Raw genomic sequence first — 12,361 nt, 5'->3', positions numbered from 1 at the left:
AATATTATATCTATGTTAAACCAACTTTTAAACTATAGTTCTAAAAGTTAAATTAATTCTTGAAGTGTGTATTTTTTTTGTTTTTGGCAAACTATGTAGCCACTTATGTTGCATTTCACCTTCCATTACTATTAAATTACCAGCTGGTAGAAGCAGGTCAATTTTTTGCTTTGTTACCTTGTGTTTTAAAGAAAACTTACGAGTTGCCCCTAAACTAAGCGAGGCAATTATTGGGTTTACACCTAATTCTTTTTCATTATCTGAATGCCAAGCCATACCTTCAGCCCCATTATGGTAGAGATTTAACAAACAAGAATTAAATTTTTTACCAGTTCTTAATTCTACCAGTTTTTTTAATTCTAGAATTTCAGGAGTCCAAGGTAAAACTGTTTTTGTAATTTTAGAATACGAATAGTGTATATTTTTATCTCCAAACCAGGCAACTTTTCGTTTTGTTGTAATCTGTTTTCCAAATAGAATTAATTCATCATATTTCCAGAAATCAGCATTTAATAATTTTTTAAAATAATATTGGCATGCTGTATTGTTTAAAACCAATCCGTAATTAAGTAATTTTCCATCAAAAGGAAGATTGTTTTCAAGTTGATTTGAAGAAAATAAATCCATTAAAACAATATTAAATAAACACCTTAAATAACGGTTTTACCAAGGTACATTAAAGTTGTTCCTTTTTCAATAACGAAATCTTTCGCCAAAGAAGAAATAATATGAATTCCTTCATGCTTATCTTTTATAAACATTGGAATTGCATTTGGCTCTTTATTTATTTCATTTAATATGTTTTTATAATCTTCGTTAGAATTTACATCAACTTCATTTACTAACGGAAAATCACGTACTACTTCACTAAGATTTAAAAAGTCGTCTTTATGCGTAAATAAGTGGTCTTTAGGCTTTAAATCTCCCTTTTGCATTTCATCGGTCGAAATAATTCTAAAAGCACCATTTTCTCCAAAAATTGATGAAAACTTTTCTATTGCATATTCATTTACTGCTGCTCCCCCAGTTAATGCTAATAGATAACCAACATCGTTTAACTCAACATCTTCCAATAAATCATCTGAATACACATTGCCTTCAATAGCTTCTAAACCTAAGGTTTTTGCCTTATTAATATTATCTAAGTTACTATCAATTAATACAACTCTTCTATTATTTTTTTTGAGGTATGTTGCTATTAATCGCGCAAAATTTGAAGCTCCGACTATTAGAATTCCATCCGATTTCTTTAAAAATACACCAACTATTTTTGCAAATAAACGCGCTGTAGTTGCATTTAAGAGAACGGTTCCAAGTACAATCATAAACACCAACGGAGTAATGTACTCTGCACCTTCTACTCCAGCTTTTAATAACTTACTTCCAAATAAAGAAGCAATACCTGCTGCTACAATACCTCTTGGGCCAACCCAGCTTATAAATAGTTTTTCATTTGTTTTAAGTTTAGATCCTGTGGTACTTAAAAATACTGCCAATGGTCTAATTACAAATATAATTATGCTAAATAAAATAACAGTTTTCCAGTTATACAGCAACATCATATCTTCTATATTAATGTTTGCCGAGAGTAAAATAAATAAAATTGAAATAAGTAATACGCTTATAGATTCTTTAAAATAAAGTAGTTCTTTTATGTTCTCTAATTTGTTATTTCCTAAAACCATTCCCATAACTACTACCGCTAAAAGACCAGATTCGTGGGCAAAAACTTCAGATTCTACAAAAACCAATAATACTGTAGATAATGAAACTACATTTAATAAATAATGAGGAATCATATTTTTATTGATAGCAAAAGCCAATGCATGTGCAAATGTAAATCCGAAAGTAGTACCAAAAAGAAGAATTTTACCAAATTCTATCAGTGCTGTTTTGGTAAAACCACTACCTCCACCAACGCTAATAAATTCAAAAACCAATACCGCAACTAAGGCTCCTATTGGATCTATTAAAATACCTTCCCATTTTAAAACTGCCGAAACATCTTTTTTTAATGGAATATTTCTTAAAATTGGTGTTATTACTGTTGGTCCGGTTACAATAATTAATGCTGCAAATAAAAAGGACATTTCCCAATTTAAATCAAATACATAATGTGCCGCAATACCAGCACCAAAAAACGTAATTGTAGAGCCTAAAGTAATAAGCTTTGTAATTACGGGTCCTACCGTTTTAATTTCATTTCGTTTTAAGGTTAAACCACCTTCAAATAAAATAATACTAATTGCTAAAGAAACAAAGTAATAAAGCCCTTCTCCTGGAAACAATCCTTTTTCACCATTCCAAATTGGCTCAATCCATTTTGATCCATCTTCCGACAAAAATTCAGCAGCAATTGGACCTACTAATAGTCCAATTAAAATTAACGGTAAAATTGCTGGGATTTTAAATCTCCACGCTACCCATTGTGCTAAAATTCCTAAAATAATTATTCCTGCAAGTTCTAACATATTTAATTATAGAATTCTTTTTTTATTTGTAAATATAGAAGATTAATACAATTTACTCTTTACTTAATTGTTTTTTTTATAAAAAAATTCAATTTAAATAAGACTCTTTAAAATTACCTTAATTTATTTTCTAAAGTTTTGTAAATTTAAAAATCTTTTAAAAATCAACAACCCCATGAAAACATCACAAATTCTTTTTCTTTTAATTTTTGCTATAATTTCATGTAAAAATATTTCTGAAAAAAAAGTTGAAACTACTAATCCAGAACCTAAACCTACAATAGATACATTAACTATGGCTACAGAAATTCATAAAAAAGTTTTAACTGTTGATACACATATAGATATTAACACAAAAAACTTTACAAACAATGTAAATTACACTCAAGAACTTGACAATCAGGTGAATTTACCTAAAATGAAAAATGGTGGATTGGATGTTGCCTGGTTTATTGTATATACAGGACAAGGGGAATTAACCCCTGAAGGATATGCAAATGCCTACAAACAAGCAATTGCAAAATTTAATGCCATTCACAAATTAACAGAAGAATTTGCTCCAAATGAAATTGAATTAGCCATCACTTCAGAAAAAGCTAGAACTATTAATAAAAAAGGTAAAAAAGTTGCTATGATTGGTGTTGAAAATGGCTATCCTATTGGTGCCGACGTTAGCCGCGTAAAAGAGTTTTACGATTTAGGAGCTCGTTATATGTCGCTTAGCCATAACGGTCATAGCCAATTATGCGACTCAAATACTGGTGAAGAAAATAACATTTGGCTACATAATGGTGTTAGCGAATTAGGAAAAGAAGTAATTGCCGAAATGAATAAATGGGGAATGATGATTGATATTTCTCATCCTTCAAAAGAAGCAATGAGAGATATGATAGAACTTTCTAAAGCACCTATAATTGCCTCACACTCATCGGCTAGAGGTTTATGTAACCACAGCAGAAATTTAGATGATGAACAACTACAATGGTTAAAAGAAAACGGTGGTGTTATACAAACTGTTGCATTTGGAGCCTATTTAGATACTGAAAAAAATAATAAATATAAAAAGGCGACCAATGCTATTTTAAATGAAGTAGCCGCAAGTCAAGATTTTGAAATTATACCGTGGAGCGCTTATAGAAAATTAGAAAAAGAAGCAAAATCTAGCTATTATTCTAAATACTTAAAAATTACAAAACTTGCAGCACCTAAAATAGAAGCATTATCTAAAACACTAGACCCTGTAAATATTGCCGACTTTGTAGATCATATTGACTATTTAGTTGAAAAAATTGGAATAGAACATGTTGGTATTAGCTCTGATTTTGATGGCGGTGGAGGTATAGATGGCTGGAAAGATGCTTCTGAAACCTTAAATGTTACTATAGAATTAGTTAAAAGAGGTTATACCGAAGAACAAATTGAACTACTTTGGGGTGGAAATTTATTCCGCGTTTTAGATGAAGTTCAAGAAGTTGCTAAAAAAATTCAAGGGATATAATTATACTAATTTGTTGATTTAGTTTCTTACAAATAATACTTTAAAATTATTTTAGAACCTTACTTTAATTAACAGTATTTAATTCTACAGTTGCACTTTTTAAACCTTTTCCAGTGACTTTTAAATGAATGTCGCCTAGTTCGGTTTTTGATTGCACAGTAACAACCAATTTTCCGCTAAACAATTTCATTGTTGGTAAGTGAAATAATTCTAATGAAGTAGCATCTCCATTACAGGCTGCTCGATAAATTCCACTACCAGAAACTTTAAATTTTAATTGATTGATAGCTGTAGGACATTCAATTCCATTTTTATCTACTACAGAAACTGTAACATACGACAAATCTTTTCCATCTGCTTTTATTGTTTTTCTATCGGGGCTTAATACAATTTTATAAGGTTTTCCAGCTGTTTTCACTTCTTTTTCAGCAACTGGTTTTCCTTCATTATTTAAAGCTACTACTTTTAAAGTTCCTGGTTCGTATTTAACATCCATCCACATTAAACGATACCTGTTTTGTGGAGTAGCTGTATTCTTTTCTTGAATTCCCATACTTTTTCCATTAACAAAAAGCTCTGCCTTATTATAGTTTGTATAAACAAAAACAGGGGTAGTTTCTCCCTCTCTACCTTCCCAGTTCCAATGTGGCAAGATATGAAGTGTTTCATCTGTAGTATTCCAACGACTTCTGTACAAATAATAGCGGTCTTTTGGCAAACCAGCCAAATCATTAATTCCAAAATAAGAACTTCTAGAAGGCCAACTTTTATCGTATGGAGTAGGTTCTCCTAAATAATCAAAACCGGTCCAAACAAATTCGCCAATTACCCAAGGTTTATCATCTTGCAATACAAAATCTTCATCTGGAACATTTGACCAGCTACAAGCTTCCAGATCGTACGAAGAACTTTGAAAATCATCATATTGTTTCATATTTTCTTGTACTACAGGAAATTTATAAATTCCTCTAGAGCTAACTGTTGAAGCTGTTTCAGAGCCTAAAATAAAACCTTGTGGAAATTTCTCATAAGCTTCTTCATATAAATGCACTCTATAATTTAAACCAGGCACATCTAACAATGCTCCAAAACCAGATTCTATGGTTGCTTTTACCTGATCCATACCAACAGTTACTGGCCTTGTTGGATCTTCTCTATGAAAAATATCTTGCAGCCATTTTGCCCTTTTTACACCTGCTGTTCCCCATTGATCTGGCACTTCATTTCCCGAACTCCACATTACAATACTAGGGTGATTTTTAGTCGCTTTTACTAAATTAATTATGTCTTTTTCAGCATATTCATTAAAAAAACGGTTATACCCATTTTTAACTTTTGGCACTGCCCATTCATCAAAACTTTCTGCTAAAAATAAAAAACCCATCTCATCACATAATTCCAATTGCTCTAAAGAAGGCATATTGTGCGAACTACGAATTGCGTTACAACCCATATCTTTTAGAATAGTTAATTGTCTCCGCAATGCTGCTTTATTAACTGCAGTTCCTAACGGACCTAAATCGTGGTGCAAACAAACACCTTTAAACTTTGTAATTTCACCATTTAAACTAAAGCCTTTATCCGCTTCATACTTAATTTCTCGAATTCCAAAACGAGTTAAAACCTCATCTTTAAGTATATCATCTTCATACAATTGAGTTTTAGCAGTGTACAAATAAGGATTTTTTGGGCTCCATCTATTAGGAGTGTTTACTTTTATATTTTGGACAAATTCATCACCAAATTTGGTGTTTGTTTTTTGTGAAGCAACTTCCTCTCCTTCAGCATTTAAAATGGTAGTTAACAAATGTATATTTTCTCCAGAAACGTTGGTTTTAATATTCACTTTAGCCATTTCTTTGTTAATAATAGGCGTTGTAATTGTAGTTCCCCATTGATTAATACTCGTTTTATTTTTTACAATAACACTCACTTTTCTATACAAACCAGCTCCAGGATACCATCTAGAAGCAAATTCTTTATTAGAAAGTTGAACTGCCAATGTATTCTCTCCTTCTTTTATATCTTCTGAAATATCAAAATAAAAATAACTGTAACCATACGCCCACTCTCCTACTTTTTTACCATTTAAATATACTTTTGGCTCGCTCATGGCTCCTTCAAAAAGTAACATTACTTTTTTACCTTTTTCATATTGAGGAAGGGTAAATGTATTGCGGTACCAAGCAGTACCTATATGTGGTAAAGCACCAGTTCTTCCTGTTTTTTCAGAAGCAACTTGTTCTCCATTTTGAACAATTGCCACATGTTGTTTATCAATTTCTTTATCAAAAGGACCATAAATTGCCCAATCATGTGGAACTGTAACAGTTTCCCATTTTGAATCGTCAAAATTTGTTTGATAAGCCGTTATATTTTCCCCCTTTTGAAATTTCCAATTAGTGGCTAATTCTTTAACCGTTCTTACCTGTGAAAAAATGAATTGTGTACTTATTAAAAAAAGTAAATATATATTGAGTTTCTTCATTAAAAACTATATTTTTTAAAGTGCTTGCAAAATGAATACCAAAATTATATATAGTACAATCTAATAAAAAAAGAAATTAAATCAATAATATGTTGGTATGTGACTCCACCAGGACTCGAACCTGGATCTAAAGTTTAGGAAACTTCTATTCTATCCCTTGAACTATGGAGCCTCAAATTTTGGAAGGCATAAAGTTACTATTTTATCTTTTAAACCCTATAAAAAAAATTTAATTAATTATAGTTTGAAATGGTGTTTTTAATTTTAAAAGTTGATTAATGAATCTTATAGATAGTTGATGTATTAATCAAAAAAACAATCGGATTTTGATAAAAACAAAATCCGATTGTTACTAAGCATTAAAAGAAAAAATAGAAGATAAAACCTCCAATAATTGCTATTGCAATTATAGAACCAACAAAAGCAGCAACCGCTTTAGGTTTTAACATAGAAGAAACAATCGCTATTTCAGGTAAACTTGCTCCAGTTCCACCAATTAGCAATGCCATTGCAGCTCCCATACTCATACCTTTTCCTATTAAAACACTTAATAAAGGGATAGCCATTTCAATTCTAAGATATAAAGGCACACCAATAACAGCCCCTAAAAGTATTGCTAAAGGGTTGTCGTTTCCTAAATATTTTTCCACAAATGCATCTGGAACAAAAGCTGCAGATACTGCACTAATTACTGCTCCAATAAATACATATGGCATAATACGCTTAAAAAGTGACCAAGCAAATTCAAAAGCTTCTCTAACTTTATCATTTTTAATATTCAAAAATTTACTATCTACTGTAGCAGTACAGCTCGAAACTTGAGGTTGGCTACAAGTTACTTGTGGCTGATTTTCAATTGAACATTCTGAAACATTCGATACATTTACAGCTTTATCTTGTTTAACTGAAGGAATGCCACAAGTATTATTAGAAGCTCCTACTGGTTTTTTACCAATTGTTTTAACTTGATTTACAAGAGATGTTTTTCCTACAATAGTTCCAAAAAGTATGGCACCAATAAATACAATTAAAAAATAAACTATTGCTACTTTAAATCCAAATACCGCAAAAATAAAGGCTACTACAACAAAATTTGCTAATGGAGCAGATAATAAAAATGAAAAAACCATTGCTAGCGGCGCTCCCATTTCAAGCATTCCCATTGATACTGGAACCATTGAAGCACTACAAAATGGAGTTGGAATTCCTAATAAAGCACCCATAACACCACTATACTTACCTGTTTTACTTAATTTTCTTTGCAATTTATCTTGCGGAATATACGCTCTTACAAAACCTGTAAGAATTGATACAAACGCAATAATAAAGAATAAGGCTACACCAACATGTATAAACTCGTCTAAGGCTAATTTTAAATTTTCTGTCATTGTTTTAAATATTTATATAATTAATAATTCTAATACTTTATTTTTTAACATATGCATTAAAACGCATATAAAAAGACATAGAAATCTTTTCTAAGTTGATTTTAATTAATTTTTATGTGCTATTTTTCTCTAATTAAAAGTAGTTGTTTGCAGCGCTGCATTTCAAAAGTCATATCGTTTTCTGAAATTACACTTACTGCTTTTTTAATGTATTGCATAAATTCACCATCGGATTTTTTAATAAAATAATATACCCATTTACCCTCTTTATTTTCTTCAAGCAAACCAGCTTTGCTAAGAATTCTTAAATGGCGAGAGACATTGTATTGAGGTTCATTAAGAACTTCAATAATCTCAGAAACACAAATTTTTGAATCCATATTTATTAATAACCAAATAATTTTAAGACGGGTTATTTCAGACAAAGCTTTAAATATAGTTATACTGTTTTGTAAATTAGGTTTCATATATTCAACAATCAAAATTCTAAATAAACATATGCGTTTTTTTACATATGATGTGCAAAAGTAATTTTTTCTTTTAAACCAGCAAATTTTTTACTTAAAAAAACACATTGGTAATCTAGCTGAACAAAATCATTACAAATAAAAAAACCCTACCGAATTAACGGTAAGGGTTTCCACACTTTTATTTTATTAATTTATTTCTAGAAAGTACCAATAAAATGACTTCCTGTTGCATTTTTTAATTGAGCACCTTTAGTTACGCTTCCAGTTTCAGTATCAACAACATAAATATTTCCGTCTTGACCAACTGGAGCTACTGTTAAATACACTTCGTTTTCATAAATAGCAAAACCTTGGTATTGGTATAAATATAAATCCTCACTAGCAGGAATTTCATCAAGTTTTACTGCAGTTTTAGCATCTAAATCAACCAAGGCAAAGAAACCTTGTGTTTTATCTGCTGACCCTGTAGCAGACCCAGCGTGTTCGTATGCTACAACTGCTTTACCATTTCCAACTGATCTCCAAGCAACTATATAAGTGTCGCTTAAACCTAAAGCTTCATCTAAGCTAAACACATAAGAATTATCATATTCATTATCTGCGCCAATTTTTAAGATATGAGAACCATTTGGATCATTTTGATTTGCTTGATAAACGCTTCCATTGTATTCAAAAGAATTAATACTACGGTAACCATTAGTATTTCCATATCCAACAGAAGAAGTTATTACTTTTGGATTTAATAAAGAAGGGTAATCTAAAACAATGGTTTTAGATCCTAAAATTTCATAACCACTTTCGCTTTCTACAGTAGCAGGATCAACTTTACTTAAACGACCTCCAATATATAATTTATTTCCAGCAGCATTTAAAGTTGGCATATCAACTCTTGAAAAATAATAACCTGCTGCTTCTTCCTCTGCGCTTAAAGCAACACTAATTTCTTGAAAATTTTTAATTGAAGAATTTACTAAGTCTAAAGTAACCACACCAACTTTAGCTTCTGTACGGATATACGTATCATCTGTAACATCATCTGGCGTACCATTATCGTCAATTTCATGTTCTGTAGACACATAAACAGCTGCTCCTGTTTGATCTCCATCAAATAGTTTTATCCATCTTGGAGCGGTACCAACATAAGGTGCTATACTAACTTCAGATCCTGTTTGTATAAAATCTTGTCCACCTTCAACCGTATATTTTGTATAATTACCACCAGTATCACCTGCGTAACTAATATTAAAAATAGTAGTACCATCTTCAGAAGCTTGCAATCTAGCAGTTCTATTTGAAGGTGCAACAAAACCATTGTTAAAAACATCTACTACAGTTTCGGTGTTTTTTGCATCTACATTACTAATGGCGTATATTAAAGTTCCACCATTTCCATCAGCTGGATTAGTACCCATTCTAGCACCAGTAACCGTTATCCATCTTTCAGATTGTTCTTCTGATTCAGTTGGTATTTCAACATCATTATCGTCGTCACTACAAGCAGATATTAAACCAATAGTTAAGAGTAGAATTATTGTTTTAAAATTTATAAAATTGCGTATCATATTAAATTGTGTTTATTAGATTTATGTTAAATGATTAAAATTTGTTTATTGTATAATTTAGTTTTAAATAAAATGCTCTACCTGGTTTTTGTACAGATCGATTATCATAAGCAGCTTCATTAAAAATATTTTTAGCATCGAAACTCACCACAAAATTTTCTTTTGGAAATGTATAGCTAAGCCCTAAATCTTGAATAACTTGCGTAGGCACTATAAATGCGTCAAGACCAGCAACATTGGTGCCTTGATTCATTATGTATGAAAATTCATCTGTGAAATAAATGTTATAAAATAAGTTTAAACGAGATTCTTTTTGAAGAACGTTTTTAATTGAATAGCGTATTCCAGAATTAATAGTAAATAATGGTGTGTTAGGAATATCAACTATATCTCCAGCTCTGTTTTTAGATTCTAAACTTAAACGAGAAAAATTAAAATTAAATCCAAAATTGTTATTGTAACTATAATTTATTTCAGCTTCTATCCCTTTAGATGTTGTGCTTTCATCAAAATTATCATAATGTACAAGTTCATCACTGCTTTCTACAATTCTATCAGCATTAGAAGCAAATCCGATTAAATCTTCAATATTTCTTGAAAAAAGATTGGTAGCAATAGTGAAGTCGTGTTTTTGAATATTAAATTTTCCAAATCTAAAGCCTAGGTTGTAATTTTTACTAATTTCTGGTTTAATATTTAAGTTGGATTCAACATTACCAGCAACATCTCCAAACACTTCAGTTTCATTTGGCAATCGTATGGCTTTTTCTGCAGAAGTTAATAAAATCACATTAGGAAGAATTGCATACGAAGCTGCAAAACCAAATCCGTTAAAATCTTGATCGCTTTTAAAAACTTCATCTATAACTTCTGTTTTATCGTCATTAAATATTGGACTTGTATTTAATACTTTTTGATGATAGTGTTTTCCAAAAACATTAACCTTTAATTTCTCTTCAAAAACATTTAAATCATAACTTAAAGAGTAAATATTTTTATACAAATCGCTTGTTTGCTTAAACGTGTTTTCTAAAAGAGATTTCATTTCATCATTATCTTCTCTATCTAAACCGCTATATATATGATTGACTAAAATTTTATGATTTTTATTTATAGCATAAGATACACCTGTTCTTATAGAAGCTACATTTCTATTGGTATTAGATAAAGTTGGCCCACCTTCTTGTTGAGAGCCCCAAGTATAATCAAGATAATTACCATCAAAACCAACTAATCGTTCTCCGCTCCAAGTATAAGCAGTAGCAACGGTATCATTAACTATGGTATTTCTTTCTCCATATAATCCAGTTACATTCACATCCAAACCTTCAGTTAAAAGATTCTTTTTTTGATATGTTAAGTTGGCTAATTTGGCATTGGTTTCACTAAATCTTCCTTTGTAAGGATGAAGTGTCATAAAAGCACCATGTTGAATTTCTTTATAATCTTCAGAACCTGTAAAACCAATTAAAAATTGATCTGCCCATTTTACATCAGTAAAACCAACTTGTGCCATTCCCCCTTTAGATTCATAGGCGTCATAAAATCTTCTGGCTGTAATTGGGGTTTGACTTCCATCTTGAGCAATGTCTTTAACTTGACCACCCCAAACTTTATAATCATTATCAGAATTATTATGAAAAAGAGAAGTTTTTACGGTAAAACCAGATTCTTCAAATCTATATAAACCATTTAAACTTGTTTGTAAAGTATTAAAAGAACCATACGAAACTGAGGCATTAAAATTGGTTTTTGTTCCTTTGTGTAGTACAACATTAATAGCACCTCCTAAAGCGTCATCTGCCAAATGCCCTGGTATTACGCCTTTATAAACTTCAATGTTTTTAATCATTGAAGCAGGAATACTGTTTAAACTAAATGAAGATCCATACATAGCAATAGGAATTCCATCGATAAAAATACGAACAGAACCTCCAGACAAACCATTTAATGAATATTGAACATTTGACCCTAAACCACCATTTTGACGAATTTTTACACCAACTGTAGTATTTAACAATTCATTAATTTGAACATTTCTAAGACTCGCTACCTTAGTTTCTACTATATTTACAGCAAAACCCTGGGTTTCCACTTTCGTTTTTCCGGTTTTTCCATTAACAGTTACCTGATTTAAAGATTCTACATCTTCACTTAAAGTAAAATCTATCACACTTTTTTGGTTAAAACCGTTAAAAATCACCTCTAAAGTTTTAGAAATAAATCCAACATACGAAGCTTTAACCCCAAACTTTCCTTTAGGTATATTGTTTAATATATACATTCCGTTTTCATCGGTTACCGTTGCACGTGAAGTATTACTAACAACTACTGTAGCACCAAATAATGGTTGCCCAGAACCATCTACTACTTTTCCTGAAATTGAATTTTGGGAATAACCTAACGATGCGAATAGTAACAATATTATAAATAATCTCAAACTTATGTTTATTTAGATTGAATAAAAATAATTAACTTCGCAAA

The 12,361-nt window shown here is 30.8% G+C and carries 8 protein-coding genes and 1 tRNA gene; 1 reads left to right on the top strand and 8 read right to left on the bottom strand.

Going from position 1 to position 12,361, the window contains the following annotated elements:
- Nucleotides 1-27: 27 nt before the first annotated feature.
- Together MKD41_RS13580 and MKD41_RS13575 are read right to left on the bottom strand one after the other, a co-directional pair.
- Nucleotides 28-627, bottom strand: coding sequence for an alpha-ketoglutarate-dependent dioxygenase AlkB family protein (locus MKD41_RS13580; protein WP_240242873.1), 600 nt, complete (start codon nucleotides 625-627; stop codon nucleotides 28-30).
- Between the two features lie 23 nt (nucleotides 628-650).
- Nucleotides 651-2,471, bottom strand: coding sequence for a cation:proton antiporter (locus MKD41_RS13575; RefSeq protein WP_240242871.1), 1,821 nt, complete (start codon nucleotides 2,469-2,471; stop codon nucleotides 651-653).
- A 175-nt stretch (nucleotides 2,472-2,646) separates the two neighbouring features.
- On the opposite strand from MKD41_RS13575, the gene MKD41_RS13570 reads away from it, so the two are divergent.
- A complete protein-coding gene (locus tag MKD41_RS13570) occupies nucleotides 2,647-3,969 on the top strand; it encodes a dipeptidase (RefSeq protein WP_240242870.1) in 1,323 nt (440 codons plus the stop codon).
- A gap of 64 nt (nucleotides 3,970-4,033) precedes the next feature.
- On the opposite strand, the gene MKD41_RS13565 is transcribed toward MKD41_RS13570, so the two are convergent.
- The 6 genes from MKD41_RS13565 to MKD41_RS13540 all read right to left on the bottom strand — a co-directional run bounded on the left by MKD41_RS13565 (nucleotide 4,034) and on the right by MKD41_RS13540 (nucleotide 12,317).
- Nucleotides 4,034-6,457 carry a glycoside hydrolase family 2 TIM barrel-domain containing protein gene (locus tag MKD41_RS13565; RefSeq protein WP_240242869.1) on the bottom strand — a complete coding sequence of 808 codons (2,424 nt, stop codon included), beginning with the start codon at nucleotides 6,455-6,457 and terminating at the stop codon, nucleotides 4,034-4,036.
- A gap of 100 nt (nucleotides 6,458-6,557) precedes the next feature.
- Nucleotides 6,558-6,629, bottom strand: a tRNA-Arg gene (locus tag MKD41_RS13560).
- Nucleotides 6,630-6,816: 187 nt separating this feature from the next.
- The gene (locus MKD41_RS13555; RefSeq protein WP_240242868.1) at nucleotides 6,817-7,845 is read right to left on the bottom strand and encodes a permease; all 1,029 of its coding nucleotides are present in this window, start codon (nucleotides 7,843-7,845) and stop codon (nucleotides 6,817-6,819) included.
- A 119-nt stretch (nucleotides 7,846-7,964) separates the two neighbouring features.
- Entirely contained in the window at nucleotides 7,965-8,312 is a 348-nt protein-coding gene (locus tag MKD41_RS13550) for an ArsR/SmtB family transcription factor (protein WP_256451665.1), read from the bottom strand.
- Nucleotides 8,313-8,512: 200 nt separating this feature from the next.
- Nucleotides 8,513-9,877, bottom strand: coding sequence for a hypothetical protein (locus MKD41_RS13545; protein ID WP_240242864.1), 1,365 nt, complete (start codon nucleotides 9,875-9,877; stop codon nucleotides 8,513-8,515).
- Between the two features lie 34 nt (nucleotides 9,878-9,911).
- On the bottom strand, nucleotides 9,912-12,317 hold the full coding sequence (locus tag MKD41_RS13540; protein WP_240242863.1) for a TonB-dependent receptor: 2,406 nt from the start codon (nucleotides 12,315-12,317) through the stop codon (nucleotides 9,912-9,914).
- Between the last annotated feature and the right edge of the window lie 44 nt (nucleotides 12,318-12,361).

The sequence above is a fragment of the Lutibacter sp. A64 genome, from assembly GCF_022429565.1.
Classification (GTDB): Bacteria; Bacteroidota; Bacteroidia; order Flavobacteriales; family Flavobacteriaceae; genus Lutibacter.
Note: the sequence above shows the minus strand (reverse complement) of the source record. Positions and strands in the feature narration are given on the sequence as shown.